Origin of the sequence: Caballeronia sp. LZ028 (assembly GCF_031451415.1) — a bacterium.
Lineage (GTDB): Bacteria > Pseudomonadota > Gammaproteobacteria > Burkholderiales > Burkholderiaceae > Caballeronia > Caballeronia zhejiangensis.
This window is the reverse complement of the sequence record NZ_JARUXN010000001.1, coordinates 1,007,431-1,025,811: the sequence shown is the minus strand read 5'-3', so window position 1 is coordinate 1,025,811 and position 18,381 is coordinate 1,007,431. Positions and strand designations below refer to the sequence as shown.

Below are 18,381 nucleotides of genomic sequence, written 5' to 3'. Positions count from 1 at the left end.
GCGCCAAGGGCATCGGGCGCGCGAATCGATGCAACCCGTCAGGTCAGACGCAGCGGTTCGATCATCAGTTTTTCTTCGTTCAGCCAGATCTGCACCGGCTTGCTGAGCACGTCGGCCGGCAGCGGGTTCTCGGTCGTTCGATAGATGCCCGCGATGGAGATGAGTTCCGGCTCGAGACAGGTGCAGAAGATGCGCGCGTCGAGATTGCCGTGCACGCCCGCGAGCGCGCGGCCTCGCAACGGCGCATAGATATGGATATTGCCTTCGGCGATCACTTCGGCCCCGTATGACACGAGCCCGAGGACGATGAGATCGCCCTTCGCATAGACCTGCTGCCCCGAGCGCAGCGGACGATCGATGATGGTCGCCGGCGCCGGCAGCGCGGGCGGCGGCGGCGTGTTCGCGACCGCGGCTTCGATCACCGCGGCAGCTTCGGTGTTGGGCTTCGCTTCGTCGACGGAGGGCTTGGGCGCGCCGCGCCGGTCACGTGCTTCGAGAACAGGCAGGCCGCCCGCGTTCGCCCATTGAATCGCCCACGTCTGCTCGGGCAGCGCGACGATGCCGATCGGACGCATGCGGACGTCTCTCAGCACCTTTTCCAGATCGGCAAGCGCGACACGTTCGCCTTCGGCGAGACGGCGCACGTCGATGGCGACGACATCGCCTGCGAAAAATTCGGGAGTCGCTTCGAAGCGCCGCGTGAGTTCAGTGCGCAGGGCATCGAGGTCGGGAGTCTTGACGACGAAGAGAAGCGTGTCGACGGAGCCGCTGCGCAGTTCGAAGAAGGGCGTTTTGTTGAGCGACATAAGAACGGCCAAAAATTTTGCGTATTTTACAGGCGTTGTCGCACACGGCCATAATTTTTAGGACCGATTTCAGCTATCGGAAACGAGAAGTGCGTGCGACGAACGCGCACGACGAAGATGCGTGAAGCGAAGACGAAGCCGAAGCGGAGGCGCCTCAGTCGTCCTCTTCGGGATGCATGTGGCGCACGAAGAGCGACTCGGCTTCTTGCTCGTGAGACGGCATCGCGCGACGATCGCCGGTGGGACCGAAGCCGAGGCGCTCGTAGAAGCGCACCGCGGTGCGGTTCTCCTCGGATATCCACGCATGCACCTCTGCGACGCCTTGCTGCGCGAGCCATCGCGACGCGACGTTCACGAGCAGTTCGCCGCCACGCAGATGCCGCACGGCCGGCGCGACCCACAGCGCGCTCACGAATGCGCGCTCGTTCGGCGCCTCTTCGATGTACGCGTGCACGAGACCGCAAGGATGACCTTCGGTGTAGAGCAGAAACGTCGCGAGCCGGGGCGAACTCGCATGCAGCGACGCGGTGTCGTCGAACGACGACGGATCGACGAGCAGCGCATCTTCCAGCGTTTCGCCGAATGCGTATGGCGCTTCGCGCAGCGATGCCGTGCGAAGCTCGCGCAAGACCGAACCTTGTTGCGCGGCGATGCGGCTGACGGTCAGTGAGGGACTCATGCGGGCGCTCATGCGGACAATTTCTCTCTGGCTTTCAGGCGGGATACGCGTGCGGCTCTGTCGGCCGGTCCGGCGCTCGGGCCATCGGCATAGCTTCAACCGAACGGGCGAACCCGTCAATTCCTAAATCCGGGAAAGTGCTTTACAACGCACACGGCATGGCGAACGCGCGCTCATGGCGCTGCATAGCTGCCCGTGCCATCCGGCCACGGCGTGAGCACTTCGAAGCCGTCGTCGGTCACGGCGACCATGTGCTCCCACTGCGCGGACAACGAGCGGTCCTTCGTCGTCACGGTCCAGCCGTCGCGCGACTGCTGCGTGCCGGCGCGGCCCGCATTGATCATCGGCTCGATCGTAAAGACGAGGCCCGGCTTCAGACGCAGGCCCGCGCCACGCTGACCGTAATGCAACACTTGCGGATCTTCGTGATACACGCGGCCAATGCCGTGTCCGCAATACTCGCGCACCACCGAGAAGCCTTCCCGATGCGCGACGCTTTGAATCGCCGCGCCGACGTCGCCGAGCGTCGCGCCGGGACGCACTTCGCGCATGCCGGCGACCATCGCTTCGTAGGTGGTTTCGGTGAGACGGCGCGCCTGCTCGCTCGGTGTGCCGGCGTAGTACATGCGGCTCGTGTCGCCGTAGTAGCCGTCCTTGATGATCGCGACATCGATGTTGATGATGTCGCCTTCCTTCAGTTCCTTCGCCCCCGGAATGCCGTGGCATACGACGTGATTCACCGACGTGCAGATCGTTTTCGGAAAGCCCATGTAGCCGACGTTAGCGGGCACGGCCTTCAGTTCGTTGACGATGAAGCGATTGCAGATGGCGTCGAGTTCGTCGGTGGTGACGCCCGGGCGGACGTATTCGCCGATCATCGCGAGGACTTCGGCGGCCATGCGGCCGGAGATGCGCAACTTTTCGATGTCGGCGGGTGTCTTGAGCGTGATGGCCATTGAGCAATGCGAATGGGTTCGTGCCGCCTCGCGCGCGCCTTTTCGCCGATGTTCGACGCAGGCGGCGCGCGAGGACAATGGGCCCGATGATAGCACTCCCGCGCAGCCTCTCCGCTCGCGGAGGCGCATCGGCGCTGCATTTCGAGCCTTCGGGCGCGTTGTTTGTGCGTGCGTCGCCGTCGTCGTTCGATCTTGTGATGAGCGACCGTTTGTGTTTTAGTGGCGCGACTTCTGACCTGCCGGAGTGTTATGAACCTGCATCGATCTGCTTCTCTTTGCGCCGTGCTGTCGGGCGTCGCCACCCTCGCCGCCTGCAGTTCGACGAGCGATCCCGAACTGCGTGCGTCGAAACCCGTGATTCATGTTTCGTCGGCGCGGCCTGCGTCGGATATATCGAGTTGTCTGCAACGCATGATTCCGTCCGCGCAGACGCGACGCGATCAGGGCTCGACGGAGTTGCTGGTCGGCTCCAATGCGTGGCTCGTGACGCTCACGCCTTCGGCTTATGGATCGATCGTGAAGGTGCAGCAGTCATCGAGCGACGATGGCGGCGTGCCCGAACCCGAATTGCGCTTCGATATCGCGAGGTGCACGACCTGAAGACGCGCTCCGCCTCGACGAAGCGGAGCCGCAAAAGCAAAACCCCGCAAGCCTTTCGACTTGCGGGGTTTTTGTGTCTTGGCGGAGAGGGTGGGATTCGAACCCACGGTACGGGAAAACCGTACGCCTGATTTCGAGTCAGGTACATTCGACCACTCTGCCACCTCTCCGTCTACCCTTGCGGGTCTTCGTGAACTGGTCGTTGCTCAACGAAGAACGAAAGTATATCGAACCCTTTCGCGCTTTCCAAGCCCCTTTTTGAAAATAAACATCAGGCCGACGCGGAAACTTCGATTCTTTCCGCGCCGCGCATGTACGGACGCAGCACTGTGGGAATCGTCACCGAGCCGTCCGCATTCTGGAAGTTCTCCAGCACCGCGACGAGCGTGCGGCCGACCGCCAGGCCCGAGCCGTTCAACGTATGCACGAACTCCGGCTTGCCCTGCGCATTGCGGAAGCGCGCCTGCATGCGACGCGCCTGGAACGCCTCGGTATTCGAGCAGCTCGAAATCTCGCGATACGTGTTTTGCGCCGGCAGCCACACTTCCAGATCGAACGTCTTCGCCGCCGAAAAGCCCATGTCGCCGGTGCACAGCGTAATCACGCGATACGGCAGTTCGAGCTTCTGCAAGATCGTCTCCGCCTGGCCGACCATCTCGTCGAGCGCGGCGTACGAATGCTCGGGCGCCACGATCTGCACCATCTCGACCTTGTCGAACTGATGCTGGCGGATCAGGCCGCGCGTATCGCGCCCGTACGAGCCCGCTTCGGAGCGGAAGCACGGCGAATGCGCGGTCAGCTTCACCGGCAGCGCGTCGGCTTCGAGGATGCTGTCGCGCACCGTGTTGGTGAGCGAGATCTCCGACGTCGAGATGAGGTACTGCGTGACCGTGTTCTCGTCGCCGCCTTTCTCGACGCGGAACATGTCGTCGGCGAACTTGGGCAGCTGGCCCGTGCCGTAGAGAATCTCCGGATTCACGATGTACGGCGTGTACGCCTCGGTGTAGCCGTGCTGCTCCGTATGCGTGTCGATCATGAATTGCGCGAGCGCGCGATGCAGCCGGGCGATCGGCCCGCGCAACAGCGTGAAGCGCGCGCCGGAGAGCTTCGCGCCCGTTTCGAAATCGAGACCGAGCGGCGCGCCGACATCGACGTGATCCTTGACTTCGAAGTCGAACGAACGCGGCGCGCCCCAGCGCCGCACTTCGACGTTCTGCGTCTCGTCGTTGCCGACCGGCACGCTTTCGTGCGGCAGGTTCGGCACGGTCAGCATCAGGTCCGACAGACGCTTCTGGATCTCATCCAGCTTCGCCGCCGATTCCTTCATCGTGTCGCCGATGCCGCTCACTTCCGCCATTACCGCCGACGTGTCCTCGCCGCGGCCTTTCATCGCGCCGATCTGCTTCGACAGGCTGTTGCGGCGTGCCTGGAGTTCTTCGGTGCGGGTCTGGATCTCGCGACGCTCGGCTTCGAGCGCGGCGAACGCGGCGACGTCGAGCGTGTAGCCTCGAGTGGCGAGACGCTTCGCGACGCCGTCCAGGTCTTTGCGGAGGGTTTGGATGTCGAGCATGGCGGGGCTGCTTTGTTAAGTAATCGGAAACGCCGATTTTAGCGCACGGTCATCGCGCGCCGGGCGGGATCGGCGAAACGCGGCGAGCGCGCGCGCGAAACGGACCGCGCCGGTTTCAGCGCTTCTTCTCGTCGCGATGCTCGCGCCGCCACGCATCGTCGAGTTCGGCGAGACGCGAGAGCTTTTCGCCGATCTTCCCTTCGAGTCCGCGCGGCGTCGGCTTGTACCAGTACGGATCGCGCATGCCGTCGGGCAGATAAGTCTCGCCGGCCGCGTAGGCGTCGGGCTCGTCGTGCGCGTAGCGATATTCGTGGCCGTAGCCGAGTTCCTTCATCAGCTTGGTCGGCGCGTTGCGCAGATGCACCGGCACGCCGCGCGACTGATCCTTGCCGACGAAGCGCCGCGCTTCGTTGTACGCGTTGTAGCCGGCGTTCGATTTCGGCGCGACGGCGAGATAGATGAGCGCCTGCGCGAGCGCCAGTTCGCCTTCGGGCGAGCCGAGCCGCTCGTAGGTTTCGGCGGCGTCGAGCGCGATGCGCGCGCCGCGTGGATCGGCGAGGCCGATGTCCTCCCACGCCATCCGGACAATGCGCCGCGCCATGTAACGCGGGTCCGCGCCGCCGTCGAGCATGCGGCAGAACCAGTAGAGCGCCGCGTCCGGATTGCTGCCGCGAACCGATTTGTGCAGCGCGCTGATCTGGTCATAGAACGCGTCGCCGCCCTTGTCGAAGCGGCGCAGGTTTTCGGCGAGCGCGCTGCCGAGCAGTGCGCCGTCGACCTCCGTCTGCTTTTGCTGCGCCGCCGCGCGCGCGACGATTTCCAGATTGTTCAGGAGCTTGCGGCCGTCGCCATCGGCGGAACCGATCAGCGCGTCGCGGGCTTCGTCGGTGAACGTGAGGCCGCCGAGTTCCTTCGTTGCGCGTTCCAGCAGTTCCTTGAGTTCATCGGCGTCCAGACTCTTCAGCACGTACACCGCCGCGCGCGACAACAATGCGCTGTTCACCTCGAACGACGGATTCTCCGTCGTCGCGCCGACGAACACGAACAATCCCGATTCGACGTGCGGCAAGAACGCATCCTGCTGGCTCTTGTTGAAGCGATGCACCTCGTCGACGAACACGAGCGTCTGATGCCCGTTCGCGCGATGAATCTGCGCCGTTTCCACCGCCTCGCGAATGTCCTTGACACCGGACAGCACCGCCGACAGCGAGATGAACTGCGCGTGAAACGCATCGGCCATGAGACGCGCGAGCGTGGTCTTGCCGACGCCGGGCGGGCCCCAGAGAATCATCGAATGTGCCTCGCCCGATTCGAAGGCGACGCGCAGCGGTTTGCTCGGCCCGAGCAGATGCTTCTGGCCGATCACGTCGTCGATGGTGCGGGGGCGCAGGCGCTCCGCGAGCGGAACGGTGCCACGGTTTTCTTCGAACATGTGCTGTGCGATGCAGATTGACGCAGTTGGGTGGATCGCGGCGATAATCTCGCGCTTCGGCAAAGGCGCGGCGCGGCCGCAGAATCGGGTCATTATGACAGCCTGAGGGCCGCGACCAACGCGGGCCACGCCTGAACAATCCATATAAGGACGCAATCCGATGGGGCAAGAGCACACCACGAACGCCGCAGCGCACGGCGAAACTTCGACTTACGCGCCGCTCACGCCGGTGCCGCCGGAGCGGCGCGCATTCGGCACGAGCGACGCCTTCGCGCTCTGGTTCTCGCTCGGCATCGGCCTGCTGGTCGCGCAGGCGGGCGCGCTGCTGGTGCCGGGATTGTCGCTGCCGCACGCCCTCGCGGCGATCGTCATCGGCACGGTGATCGGCGTCGTGCTGCTCGCGCTCGCGGGCGTCGTCGGCACGGATACGGGGCTTGCGGCGATGTCCTCGCTGCGCCCGACGCTCGGCGTGCGCGGCGCATCGGTGCCGGCGGTGCTCAACGCAATCCAGCTCGTCGGCTGGGGTTCGTTCGAGATCATCGTGATGCGCGATTCCGCCGACGCGCTCGCGAAGCAATCCTTCAATCTCTCGATGCCGCTCGTCTGGACGCTCGTCTTCGGCGCGCTCGCTACCTTGCTCGCGGTGAGCGGCCCGCTCTCCTTCGTGCGCCGCTTTCTGAGAACGTGGGGAATCTGGCTCCTGCTCGGCGGCGCGGGCTGGCTCACCTGGAATCTGCTCGCGAAGCACGATCTCGCCGCGCTGATGGCGCGTCCCGGCACCGGCGAAATGGCGTTCGGCGCGGGCATCGATCTGGTCGTCGCGATGCCGCTGTCGTGGCTGCCGCTGATCGCCGATTACACGCGTTTCGGCAAGAGCGCGGGCGGCGCGTTCCGCGGCACGCTTCTCGGCTACGGCATCGCGAATCTGTGGTTCTATGCGCTCGGCGCGATCTACGGGCTCGCGGCGGGCGGCGGCGATGCGCTTCTTACGACCGCGTTCGCGCAGGCGGGCGGCGGACTCGCGCTCTTCCTGATCCTGATCGACGAAACCGACAACGCCTTCGCCGATATCCACTCCGCCGCCGTATCGACGGGCACGTTCTGGGCGCGCGCGAGCGTGCCGCTGCTCTCGTGCGCGTTCGGCGCGCTGTGCACGCTCGTCGCGCTCGTCGTCGAGATGGGCAAGTATCAGAACTTCCTGCTGCTGATCGGCTCGGTGTTCGCGCCGCTCTTCGGCGTCGTGCTGGCGGATCACTTCATCGTGCGCAAGCGCCGCATCGAAGCGGCCATGCTCGCCGATGTCAACGGCCGCTATGGCTTCTCCGGCGGATGGCACGTCAGCGCGTTCATCGCGTGGGGCATCGGGATCGCGGCGTATCACGCGATCAATCAATGGCTGCCGAATCTCGGCGCGACGCTGCCCGCGCTCGCACTCGGCGCGGTGTGCTATCTGCTGCTCGTGTCGGGCAGACGTCGCGCCTACGCGTAAGCGTTATTTCGCCGCGCGATACTCCACGCCCGGCAGCACGCACAGCAACTCGAACGCGAGGTTCGCGCCGAGCAGCGCGGTCGTGCCGAACGGATCGTAAGGCGGCGCGACCTCGACGAGATCCGCGCCGACGATGTTCAGCCCGCGCGCGCCGCGCACGATCTCCAGCGCTTGCGGCACCGTCAGCCCGGCGATTTCCGGCGTGCCGGTGCCGGGCGCGAACGCGGGATCGATGCCGTCGATATCGAAGGTGATGTACACCGGCCCATCGCCCATCTGCGCGCGCACTTCGTCCATCAACGGAACGAGCGACTTGTTCCAGCATTCCTCCGTCTGCACGACGCGAAAGCCCTGCTCGCGGCACCAGTCGAAATCGCCCGCTTCGTAGCCCGTGCCGCGCAGCCCGATCTGCACGACGCGCGAGCAATCGAGCAAGCCCTCTTCCACCGCGCGGCGAAACGGCGTGCCGTGCGCGATCTTCTCGCCGAACATCGTGTCGTTGACGTCCGCGTGCGCGTCGATATGAATCAGCCCGACCTTGCCGTGCTTCGCGTGAATCGCGCGCAGGATCGGCAGCGCGATGGTGTGATCGCCGCCGAGCGTCAGCGGCTTGCAGCCGTGCTTCAGGATTTCGCGATACGCGCGCTCGATGCGGTCGATCGAATCGAGCAGGTTGTACGGATTGATCGCGACATCGCCGATATCAGCCACGCGCAGCGAATCGAACGGCGCGGCGCGCGTCGCCATGTTGTACGGACGCAGCAGCACCGACTCGCTGCGCACCTGACGCGGGCCAAATCGCGCGCCGGTGCGATTCGACGTGCCGAGATCGAACGGCACGCCGACGAAACAGGCATCCAGCCCTTCCGCCGATTGAACGTGCGGCAGACGCATCATCGTCGTGATGCCGCCGCAGCGCGGCATCTGATTGCCGGAAAGCGGCTGCGGACGCTCGGCGCGCTGTTCGAGGAAATGCGAATCGAAGTGTTCGGCTGGAGCGAAAAGCGACGAAGGCGAGGAAGGATTCATGGCGTCGAATGGCGGCGGGTGGTCGATCCGACTATTAATAGCTGCTTTCCCGCGGAGATAAAATGGCGAAGAAATCAACTTAACATCGATATTTATCGATGTATCGACGGCGGTCATGTTCACTCACCTTTCCGATCTGGATCTGCGCCTGATCCGCGTGTTTCTCGCCATCGTCGATGCGGGCGGCGTCTCGTCCGCGCAAGCGACGCTCAACGTCGGGCAGTCGACCATCAGCACGCAGCTCGCGACGCTGGAAACGCGGCTCGGCTACCGGCTTTGCGAGCGCGGACGCGGCGGCTTCGCGCTGACCTCGCGCGGCGAGCCGTTCGTCGAGGCGTGCCGGACGCTGCTCGCGGCCATCGACACCTTCGATTCGACCGCGCGCAATGTCGGCAAGAAGCTCGTCGGCACGCTGACGCTCGGGATGATCGGCAACACGCCTGTCAGCGCGAACGCGCGCGTCAGCGAGGCGATCGCGCGTTTCCGGCAGCGCGACGAATCCGTGCGCTTCGCGGTGCTCGTGCGCTCGCCCGGTGAACTCGAAGAGATGCTGCTCGCCGAACGCATCCAGATGGCGATCGGATACTTCTGGCATCGCGTGCCGTCGCTCGAATACACCGAAATTTTCGCGGAGGATCAACTCGCGTATTGCGGACGCGAGCATCCGCTGTTCGCGCGCGCGGGACGCGTCGCCGTACCGGAAGCGTTCGAGCACGACTGGGCGTGGCGCAGCTATCCGCTGCCGGAAGCGGGCGAGCTGACGCCGCGCAATATCGGGGCGGTCGCGGACAACATGGAGGCCGTCGCGATGCTCGTGCTGTCGGGCCGGCATCTCGGCTATCTGCCCGAGCATTTCGCCGCGCCCTACGTGAAGGAAGGGTTGCTCGCGCCGTTGAACCCGAAAGCGATGCGCTATCGCGTCGCGTTTCACATGGTCACGCGCGCTGAACGCTCGGGCAGCGCGAAACGGGAAATCGTGGAAGCGTTCGTCGAGGACATGCAAGCCGCGCACGCCTGACGCGCGCGGCCGGACCTGAAACCTCAGCCGTTGATGACATCCGCGCCCTTCGGCACGGTGAATTTGAACGTATCGCTCTTGATGGGCGGGTTCTTCTGGATGTTCGAGAACGTCAGCAGCGTCACGTTGCCGAAAACGTCGTGCAGTTCCATCGCCTGCAGGTTGCCGTCCTTGAAGCCGATGCCGACCGTCTCGAATTGCGTGTCCTTCGCCTTGGGCGTGAGTTCGAGCCAGTCGATGCCGCCCTTCTCCCCCGCGTCGCGCAGGTTGAAGTTCTTTTCCAGATCGTTACTGCCGAAGAGAATCGCCGCCGGGCTCGCACCGAGCGCGCCGCCGAGCGTGCGTACCGTGACCTGGTTCAGATCCTTGTCGTAGACGTAGAGCTTGTCGCCGTCGGCCTGGAGAATTTGCGAATACGGCTTCTGATACGACCAGATGAACTTGCCCGGCCGCGCGAACATGAACGTGCCGCTGGAGGCTGCGCCCTTGGTCGGCACTTGCGTGGACGTCGCGCCGTTGTTGGTCTTGCCGGGCGCCTTGATTTCCTGCTGCGTGAAGTCGCCGCGCGCCGCGTGGACTTGCGACACGAACGCCTTCAATTGCTCCGTGCCGCTCGCGAATGCGTGCGATGCGACCAGCATCGACGCCGAAACCAGCGCCGTGCCGAATGCCTTGACGAAACTGCGCCCCGTAAACTGCTTCATGCTTATGTTCTCCATATAACGCGCGGTCATTCCGCGTCGCGCGCCGGCGTGAGGATTTCGCGGTTGCCGTTCGACGACATCGCCGACACGAGCCCCGAGTTCTCCATCTGTTCGAGCAAACGCGCCGCCCGGTTGTATCCGATGCGCAAATGCCGCTGCACGAGCGATATCGACGCGCGACGGTTCTTGATGACGACCTCGACCGCCTGATCGTACAAAGGGTCCGACTCGCCATCGGCGCCGCCGGTTCCGCTTGCGCCCGCCGAGCCTTCGTCGCCATCGCCCGCGAGGCCGCCTTCCAGAATGCCCTCGATATAGTTCGGCTCGCCCTGCTCCTTCAGCTTGTCGACGACGCGATGCACTTCTTCATCCGACACGAACGCGCCGTGCACGCGTACAGGCAGGCCCGAACCGGGCGGCAGATAGAGCATGTCGCCCATGCCGAGCAGCGACTCCGCGCCCTGCTGATCGAGAATCGTGCGCGAATCGATCTTCGACGACACCTGGAACGCCATGCGCGTCGGCACGTTCGCCTTGATGAGGCCGGTGATCACATCGACCGAAGGACGCTGCGTCGCGAGAATCAGATGGATGCCCGCCGCGCGCGCCTTCTGCGCAATGCGCGCGATCAGCTCTTCGACCTTCTTGCCGACGACCATCATCAGATCGGCGAGTTCGTCGATCACGACGACGATGTTCGGCAGACGCGTGAGCGGCTCGGGCTCGTCGGGCGTGAGGCTGAACGGATTCGGAATGTTTTCGCCGCGCTTCTTCGCTTCGTCGATCTTCGTGTTGAAGCTCGCGAGATTGCGCACGCCCATCTTGCTCATCAGCTTGTAGCGGCGTTCCATTTCGGCGACCGCCCAGTTGAGCGCGTGGCCGGCCTGCCGCATGTCGGTGACGACCGGACACAGCAAATGCGGAATGCCTTCATAGACGCTCATTTCGAGCATCTTCGGATCGATGAGGATGAGCCGGACCTGATCCGCGCTCGCCTTGTACAAGAGCGAGAGAATCATCGCGTTGATGCCGACGGACTTGCCCGAGCCCGTCGTGCCCGCGACGAGCAAGTGCGGCATCTTCGCGAGATCGGCGCAGACCGGATTGCCGCCGATGTCCTTGCCGAGGCCCATCGTCAGCGGCGATGCGCCGTTCGCATAGACTTCGGAGCCGAGAATTTCGGAGAGCTTGACCGTCTGACGGCGCTGATTCGGCAATTCGAGCGCCATGAAGTTCTTGCCCGGAATCGTCTCGACGACGCGAATCGACACGAGCGACAGCGAGCGCGCGAGATCCTTCGCAAGACCGACGATCTGGCTGCCCTTCACGCCCGTCGCCGGCTCGATTTCATAGCGCGTGACGACCGGCCCAGGATACGCCGCGACCACGCTCACTTCGACGCCGAAGTCCTTCAGCTTCTTCTCGATGAGACGCGACGTGTATTCGAGCGTATCGGCGGCGATGGTTTCCTGCGTCTTCGGCGGCGGATCGAGCAGCGCGAGCGGCGGCAAGGTGGAATCGCCCGGCAGGTCCTTGAAGAGCGGCACCTGCTTTTCCTTCTCGGCGCGTTCGGAACGCGCGGGCGCGGGCGCGGCGGGCACGATCATCACCGGCTCGTGATCCTCGCTCTTCTCGCGCGAACGCACGACCTTGCCTTCGCGCTTGACCGCGGCCGCTTCGCCCAGCTTGCGATCGCGTCCGGCTTCGCGGCGCAGTTGCGCGCCGGTGATCGCATCGAGAATGCCGTCGCCGACCTTCTCGCACACGGACAGCCACGAGAAGCGGAAATACAGCGAGAGGCCGATCGCGAGCGCGATCAGCAGAAACAGCGTCGCGCCCGTGAAGCCGAGCGCGTGCGATACATGGCGCGCGACCACATCGCCGACGACGCCGCCCGGCGCGCGCGGCAACTGCACCTTGAGCGACCACATGCGCAGTGCCTCGATGCCGTCGGAGGCAAGCAGCACGAGCACGAACGCGAACGCTTCGGCGAGCCAGGTGCGGTCTTTCGGCGCGTCTTCGTCGACGACCGGCGGATGCGTGATCTTTCGATAATTCGCGATGATGCGCCGCGCGAGCAGCACGATCAGCCAGTAGGACGATAGCCCGAAGACGAGCAGGAGGATGTCCGACGTGTACGCGCCGACGCGCCCCGCCCAGTTCGCGATGTGATCGACGCTCACCGCGTGGGTCCAGCTCGGATCCTTGCGGCTGTACGAGAGGAGCGCCATGACGAGAAACAGTCCGAGTGCGACCTGGAGAATCCAGCGAATCTCGGTGAAGAGCCGCGACATGCGGTGCGGCAATGCCTGCGGGCTCGCGGAATAGGTAGCTTTGGCCATTGATTCGGTGTCGCTTTGTATCGCTTTTTTGCGGCTCGCGCCTGTTGCGCAAGAGCGGCATGGAACGGTGAACTATTGTAAACGCTGCATTGCGGTGAAAGGCGCAAAAACCGGCGCGTTCTTGCAACCTGTAACACTCGTCACGCGCGCGTCATGTCGCGGTTTCGGCCCGGCGCGGCTATCAATCCGATTGAAAGGTTCATTCGGAAGGCTTTTTCCGACGCCTTTATAATCGTCGTTTTGCACTCAAATACGGTTCATCGGATGTACCGGGCGTCGAGATTGCTGCGTCGCAGGCAATCGCTCGCGCGCCTCGAGGCGCGCATCCGAAACCATCAATAACGGACCATCATCATGTCTTCGCCCAAACACGCCAAAGTGCTGATTCTCGGTTCCGGCCCCGCCGGCTACTCCGCCGCCGTCTACGCCGCGCGCGCGAACCTGTCGCCGCTGCTCATCACCGGCCTCGCGCAGGGCGGCCAGCTGATGACCACCACGGACGTCGAGAACTGGCCGGCGGATCCGTCGGGCGTGCAAGGCCCCGAACTGATGCAGCGTTTCGAGGAACACGCGCGCCGCTTCAACACCGAGATCGTCTTCGATCACATCCACACCGCGAAGCTCAACGAGCGCCCTTTCCGTCTGATCGGCGATTCCGGCGAGTACACCTGCGATTCGCTCATCATCGCGACGGGCGCATCGGCGCAATATCTCGGCGTGCCGTCGGAAGAAGCGTTCATGGGCAAGGGCGTGTCGGCGTGCGCAACGTGCGACGGCTTCTTCTATCGCAACGGTGAAGTCGCGGTGATCGGCGGCGGCAATACGGCCGTCGAGGAAGCGATCTATCTCGCGGGCATCGCGAAGAAGGTCACGGTCGTGCATCGCCGCGACAAGTTCCGCGCCGAGCCGATTCTCATCGACCGCCTGCTCGCGAAGGAGAAGGAAGGCATTGTCGACATCAAGTGGAATCACGTGCTCGACGAAGTCACCGGCGATCAGTCCGGCGTCACCGGCCTGCGCATCAAGGACACGCAATCGGGCAAGACGACCGACATCGCGCTGCAAGGCGTGTTCGTCGCGATCGGCCACAAGCCGAACACCGATCTCTTCGTCAACCAGCTCGAGATGAAGAACGGCTACATCATCACGAAGGGCGGCACGAGCGGCGACGCGACCGCGACGAGCATCCCCGGCGTGTTCGCGGCGGGCGACGTGCAGGATCACGTCTATCGCCAGGCGATCACGAGCGCGGGCACGGGCTGCATGGCCGCGCTCGATGCGCAGCGTTATCTCGAAACCATCGACGAAACGCCGACGCCGCATTCGATGAGCCACGAAGCCGACCGCTGATCGGGCGGCGCGAGCCGCTAGAATGCAGCCACGACGGGCCACGGTTCACTCCGCCGGCCCGTTTTCGTTTCGGCGCGCGCGTGCCGTCGTTTCACGCGGCGGCGCCGGCGCGCGGCGCGCCGAGTCCGATCCCCGACCCATTCCGCTGGCCGAACGATGCCGAAGAATCTCCCTCATCCGAACGAACCGAAAGTCCGTCGCAAGGAAGCGCCGCGCCCGGCCGCGCCCGCGCAAAAACCGGTGGATGCGCGCGATGTCGCCGCCGCCGTGAAACGCGAAGGCCTGTCGGGTCTGTCGTCGCTGAAGGGCGCGCTGAAGGCCGACGCCGAAAAGCGCGAAGTCCAGCGGGTCGCGGCGGCGCGCGCCGAGCGGGAAGCCGTCGCGGATGCCGACGAGTTTCGTCGCGCGATCGGCGAAATCGAGCCGCTCAAGACGCCGCCGCGCACGACCGTCACGCGCGTACCGCCGCCGCCCGTGCCGCTGCAGAGCCGCCGCGACGAAGAAGCGGTGCTGCAGGAAGCGCTCTCCGACGAATACGATCCCGAAAGCCTGCTCGACATCGACGAAACGCTGTCGTTCTATCGTCCGGGCGTCAGCCAGGAAGTCGTCAGAAAGCTGCGGCGCGGGGCGTGGATCGTGCAGGCGCAGCTCGATCTGCACGGCATGCGCCGCGAGGAAGCGCGCGAGGCGCTCGCGGAGTTCATCCGCGAATCGGTGAAGCGCGGGCTGCGCTGCCTGCGCGTCATTCACGGGAAAGGGCTCGGGTCCATCGGCAAGGAGCCGGTGCTGAAGGGCAAGGTGCGCGCGTGGCTCGTGCAGAAGTCGGAGGTGATCGCGTTCTGTCAGGCGCGGCCGCACGACGGCGGCGCGGGCGCGGTGCTCGTGCTGCTGCAGCCGGGCGGCACGCCGCGTCATCACAATCATCCGCAGGACAAGTCGCAGGACCGGAGCCTCGGCAAGAACAGCAATCCGGGGCCGGACAGTGCATCCTAGACTCACCCTCGCCATCACCATCATGGAGGCGCTCGCGATTTTCGCGTACGCCTTCTCCGGACTCATCGAGGCGCGCAAGCGCCGGCTCGACGCGGTAGGCGCGTTTCTCGTCGCGCTCGTGACCGCGTTCGGCGGCGGCACGGTGCGCGACGTGCTGCTCTCGCGCCGGCCCTTCTACTGGGTCGAGCATCAGGACTACGTGCTGTTCATCTTCGCGATGGCGATCTTCGCGCCGCTTTTTTTGCGCGTCACGTCACGCCTCTTCGACCAGCGCGCGCTGCTCGTCACCGATGCGATCGGGCTCGGACTCTTCAGCGTGTCGGGCACGTCGATCGCACTCGACGCCCAGATGCCCGCCTTCACCGCGACGATGATGGGCGTCATCACCGGCGTGTTCGGCGGCGTGCTGCGCGACGTGCTCTGCAACGAGATTCCGCTGATCCTGCGCGACTCGCGCCCGTACGCGGTCTGCGCGTTCGCCGGATGCTGGATGTATCTCGGGCTCGAACGGCTCGACGTCGACACGATCTACAACGTGCTATTTTCGACGGCGTTCATCCTGATCGCGCGGCTCATCACCTTCAAGTTCGATATCCGCCTGCCGCATTAGCCGCACGGGAGGCCAGCGCGTCGGGCGCAGGTCGGGCGCAAAGCAGGCGGGAAAACCCTTCGATTTGCTACAATCTCGTAGTTTTCTAGCCCCGCATCCGGCCGCGATGCAAGCCGCTCCGGTCGCCATCACGCACACAGAACATGAACATCGAGCAAGCGCGTTTCAACATGATCGAGCAACAGATTCGTCCGTGGGAAGTGCTGGACCAGGACGTCCTGAACCTGCTCGCGATCGTCAAGCGCGAGAACTTCGTTCCCGCCGCGTACCGCAACATCGCTTTCGCCGATCTCGAAATTCCGCTGCCTGGCGGCGAGCGCATGTTGTCGCCCAAGGTCGAAGCGCGCGTCCTGCAGGAACTCGCGATCCACAAGGGCGAAACCGTGCTGGAAATCGGCACCGGCTCGGGCTACATGGCGGCGCTGCTCGCGCACCGCGGCCGCAGCGTGACGACGGTCGAGATCTCGCCGGAGCTCGCCGCTTTCGCGCAGCAGAACCTCGCGGCGAACGGCGTGACGAACGTCGACGTGATCACCGGCGACGGCGCGCTCGGCTGGAATCAGGGCGCGCCTTACGACGTGATCTGCGTGTCGGGCGGGCTGCCGGTCATGCCGCAGGAATTTCTGGAACAGCTGAAGATCGGCGGGCGCATCGCGGCGTTCGTCGGCTCGGCGCCGGTCATGAAGGCGCAGATCATCACGCGCGTGGACGAAAAGCAGTTCCGCGTGTCGGATGTCTTCGAAACGCTCGTCGCGCCGCTGAAGAACGCGGTGCATCCGTCGCAGTTCAAGTTCTAAGCCGAAAGCGCGCTGCCGGCCTTATCCGGTAGCGCGCATCTTGCCGGAATCTCCATGCAAAACCTGACCGCACCCGAACTCGCCGCGTGGCTCGCCGATTCGTCGCGCCCCGCTCCCGTTCTGCTCGACGTGCGCGAGCCTTGGGAAATCCAGACGGCGAAGATGGACAACATCGTGTCGATTCCGATGCGCGACATCCCCGCACGCAGCGAAGAACTCGACGACGAAGCGCAGATCGTCTGCATCTGCCATCACGGCGCGCGCAGCGCACAGGTCGCGATGTTCCTCGAATCGCGCGGCTTCACGAAGACGTTCAATCTCTACGGCGGCATCGACGCATGGTCGCGTCAGGTCGATCCGTCGGTTCCGACGTACTGAAAGCGCTCGGCGCGGCGCTTCATCCCTCGCTCGACCAGAGTGCGGTGCCGCGCGCCGAAAAGATGACGAGATAGCCGTTCGGCAAGATAGTCGCGTAGGCGCCCGGATGCCCCGACGTGTGCGTCTGCCAGACCGTCGCGCCATTGTTGTCGTACATCGCCAGATTGCCGTCCTCCTGCATGCGCAGTTCGACGCCCGGCGTGCCGCTCACCTGCGATGACCAGATCGTCGCGCCATCCTTCACCGCGACGAGATAGCCGTCGCCGCGCAAGTTCACCTGCACGTTTCCATTGCACGCCGCGATCGATTGCCCTTCCGCAAGGCCCTCGCCCATCGCGATGCGCCCGCACGCTGTCGGCGCGTTGATCGGCGGCAGCGCGGCTAACCAGCCCAGATCGACCGCATTGGCGATCGCCAGCATGCCGGCATCGTCCGGATGAAGGTCGTCGCCGCTGTTGTAGGCGCGCGCGAACGCCGTCGAGTCGTGCGCGCCGGCCGGGTGGCCCAGCGCTGCGGCCTGATCCAGCACGGCATCGCAACCGCTGCTCTTGCTGCGCAGATAAGCGTTCACCGTCTGGCGCGTGTTCTCGATCTCGGGCGTCCATTCGTCGAGGCCTTCGAAGGGCGTAAGCGTCGAGCAGATCAGGCCCACTTTCGCCGCGGCCGCCTGGTGAACGAGTTGCTGATACGCGCCGATGAGCTGCTGCGCGCTCGGCGGATTGCCGCTGATGAGATTGTTCACCGCGTCGTCGGAGACGATCACCCATTTGACGTTGGACTGCGCGAGCACGTCGCGGGCGAAGCGCGTCAGCCCGGCTTGGCCCGAACCGTTCGTGAAGAAATCGTTGCCGCTGATGCCCTGATTCAGCACGCCGACCGTCATGCCTGAGCGGATCAGCCGCTCCGCGAGGCGGTTCGGCCAGCGCCGGTTCGTATTGGGCGTCGACGCGATTCCGTCCGTGATCGACGCGCCGAAGGTGACCACCGCGCCCGTCGCCGCGGCGTTCATCACATCGACATTGGTGAGGAAATAGTACGACTGCTCGCCCGCCGCGTTTACGACGCCGCCCGTGAACGCCGGGTCCGCGCTGACGTCGCCCGGTGCGATCCAGTTGTCCTGCAAGCCCTCGACGTGCCCGGTCGATCCCGGCGGCGTCTGCGACGGAATATGGAAGCTCACGGAGATGTCCGCGAGCGCCGGCACCTGAAACGGAACGGGGTCGGTCTGGACGGTGCCGCCGACGGGAATCGTCACATAAGTCTGCCCGTTGAAGGTCGCGGCCTTGTCGCTGCCGGCGATCGTCCGCGCGCCGCTCGCGCGACGGGCGACATGCACGTCGCCGAGCGTAACGGGCTGCGTGCCGAACAGATTGGAGAACGTCAGGCGCGCCGCCGTCCCGCCGATGCTCGTCCGCACGACGTGGCGAATCGTCTGATTGTTGAAGCCCCGGTCGGCGGTGACATCGGGCGCGGCGGCCCAGGTTCCGGTCCACGGCGCGGACGTGATAACGCCCTGCGCGAAGTAATGCGACGTATCGGGCCAGGACAGAAAAACGACGAGCGCAAGCCCGATCAATGTGTGTAGCGCCCGTCTCACGCCGCCTCCTTTTCTTTCGATCCTCGTATCG

The 18,381-nt window shown here is 64.8% G+C and carries 17 protein-coding genes and 1 tRNA gene; 8 read left to right on the top strand and 10 right to left on the bottom strand.

Translation table 11 applies throughout. The annotated features are described in order from the left end of the window. Positions 1-38: 38 nt before the first annotated feature. The 3 genes from minC to map all read right to left on the bottom strand — a co-directional run bounded on the left by minC (position 39) and on the right by map (position 2,441). Positions 39-806, bottom strand: coding sequence for a septum site-determining protein MinC (gene minC, locus QCE58_RS04790; RefSeq protein ID WP_008350959.1), 768 nt, complete (start codon positions 804-806; stop codon positions 39-41). Positions 807-960: 154 nt separating this feature from the next. Beyond that, positions 961-1,485, bottom strand: coding sequence for a GNAT family N-acetyltransferase (locus QCE58_RS04785; RefSeq protein ID WP_008350962.1), 525 nt, complete (start codon positions 1,483-1,485; stop codon positions 961-963). Positions 1,486-1,658: 173 nt separating this feature from the next. Continuing rightward, entirely contained in the window at positions 1,659-2,441 is a 783-nt protein-coding gene (gene map / locus QCE58_RS04780; protein WP_008350964.1) for a type I methionyl aminopeptidase, read from the bottom strand. A 249-nt stretch (positions 2,442-2,690) separates the two neighbouring features. On the opposite strand from map, the gene QCE58_RS04775 reads away from it, so the two are divergent. After that, entirely contained in the window at positions 2,691-3,041 is a 351-nt protein-coding gene (locus QCE58_RS04775) for a hypothetical protein (RefSeq protein ID WP_034471379.1), read from the top strand. A 79-nt stretch (positions 3,042-3,120) separates the two neighbouring features. Here QCE58_RS04775 and QCE58_RS04770 read toward each other — a convergent pair. The 3 genes from QCE58_RS04770 to QCE58_RS04760 all read right to left on the bottom strand — a co-directional run bounded on the left by QCE58_RS04770 (position 3,121) and on the right by QCE58_RS04760 (position 6,043). Beyond that, positions 3,121-3,211: transfer RNA gene (locus QCE58_RS04770), tRNA-Ser, on the bottom strand. Between the two features lie 101 nt (positions 3,212-3,312). Continuing rightward, positions 3,313-4,611 (bottom strand): serine--tRNA ligase, encoded by a 1,299-nt coding sequence (gene serS, locus QCE58_RS04765; RefSeq protein ID WP_008350969.1) that lies wholly within the window; start codon positions 4,609-4,611, stop codon positions 3,313-3,315. Positions 4,612-4,726: 115 nt separating this feature from the next. Further along, a complete protein-coding gene (locus tag QCE58_RS04760; protein ID WP_034471382.1) occupies positions 4,727-6,043 on the bottom strand; it encodes a replication-associated recombination protein A in 1,317 nt (438 codons plus the stop codon). A 160-nt stretch (positions 6,044-6,203) separates the two neighbouring features. On the opposite strand from QCE58_RS04760, the gene cytX reads away from it, so the two are divergent. Beyond that, positions 6,204-7,532, top strand: coding sequence for a putative hydroxymethylpyrimidine transporter CytX (cytX, locus tag QCE58_RS04755; protein ID WP_250520988.1), 1,329 nt, complete (start codon positions 6,204-6,206; stop codon positions 7,530-7,532). Positions 7,533-7,535: 3 nt separating this feature from the next. On the opposite strand, the gene speB is transcribed toward cytX, so the two are convergent. Further along, positions 7,536-8,561: an agmatinase gene (gene speB, locus QCE58_RS04750; RefSeq protein ID WP_175981751.1), complete on the bottom strand. Its 1,026-nt coding sequence runs from the start codon at positions 8,559-8,561 to the stop codon at positions 7,536-7,538. 115 nt (positions 8,562-8,676) lie between these two features. Here speB and QCE58_RS04745 point away from each other — a divergent pair, with 115 nt between their 5' ends. Beyond that, positions 8,677-9,579, top strand: a complete 903-nt coding sequence (locus tag QCE58_RS04745) for a LysR family transcriptional regulator (protein WP_250520987.1) — start codon at positions 8,677-8,679, stop codon at positions 9,577-9,579. A gap of 23 nt (positions 9,580-9,602) precedes the next feature. On the opposite strand, the gene lolA is transcribed toward QCE58_RS04745, so the two are convergent. Together lolA and QCE58_RS04735 are read right to left on the bottom strand one after the other, a co-directional pair. After that, positions 9,603-10,283, bottom strand: coding sequence for an outer membrane lipoprotein chaperone LolA (gene lolA, locus QCE58_RS04740; protein WP_081851844.1), 681 nt, complete (start codon positions 10,281-10,283; stop codon positions 9,603-9,605). A 26-nt stretch (positions 10,284-10,309) separates the two neighbouring features. Beyond that, positions 10,310-12,625 carry a DNA translocase FtsK gene (locus QCE58_RS04735; RefSeq protein ID WP_008350980.1) on the bottom strand — a complete coding sequence of 772 codons (2,316 nt, stop codon included), beginning with the start codon at positions 12,623-12,625 and terminating at the stop codon, positions 10,310-10,312. Positions 12,626-12,979: 354 nt separating this feature from the next. Here QCE58_RS04735 and trxB point away from each other — a divergent pair, with 354 nt between their 5' ends. The 5 genes from trxB (at position 12,980) to QCE58_RS04710 (ending at position 16,753) form a co-directional block, all read left to right on the top strand. Further along, a complete protein-coding gene (trxB, locus tag QCE58_RS04730; protein ID WP_008350982.1) occupies positions 12,980-13,975 on the top strand; it encodes a thioredoxin-disulfide reductase in 996 nt (331 codons plus the stop codon). Positions 13,976-14,131: 156 nt separating this feature from the next. Continuing rightward, complete coding sequence (locus QCE58_RS04725; RefSeq protein WP_008350985.1) at positions 14,132-14,968, top strand: Smr/MutS family protein; 837 nt, start codon at positions 14,132-14,134, stop codon at positions 14,966-14,968. Continuing rightward, a complete protein-coding gene (locus QCE58_RS04720; RefSeq protein ID WP_008350988.1) occupies positions 14,958-15,578 on the top strand; it encodes a trimeric intracellular cation channel family protein in 621 nt (206 codons plus the stop codon). Before QCE58_RS04725 ends, QCE58_RS04720 begins: the two co-directional genes overlap by 11 nt. A gap of 143 nt (positions 15,579-15,721) precedes the next feature. Next, the gene (locus QCE58_RS04715) at positions 15,722-16,375 is read left to right on the top strand and encodes a protein-L-isoaspartate O-methyltransferase (RefSeq protein WP_008350990.1); all 654 of its coding nucleotides are present in this window, start codon (positions 15,722-15,724) and stop codon (positions 16,373-16,375) included. A 54-nt stretch (positions 16,376-16,429) separates the two neighbouring features. Beyond that, positions 16,430-16,753, top strand: coding sequence for a rhodanese-like domain-containing protein (locus tag QCE58_RS04710; protein WP_008350991.1), 324 nt, complete (start codon positions 16,430-16,432; stop codon positions 16,751-16,753). 19 nt (positions 16,754-16,772) lie between these two features. Here QCE58_RS04710 and QCE58_RS04705 read toward each other — a convergent pair whose 3' ends face one another. Next, complete coding sequence (locus tag QCE58_RS04705; protein WP_250520986.1) at positions 16,773-18,350, bottom strand: GDSL-type esterase/lipase family protein; 1,578 nt, start codon at positions 18,348-18,350, stop codon at positions 16,773-16,775. Positions 18,351-18,381 lie beyond the last annotated feature (31 nt).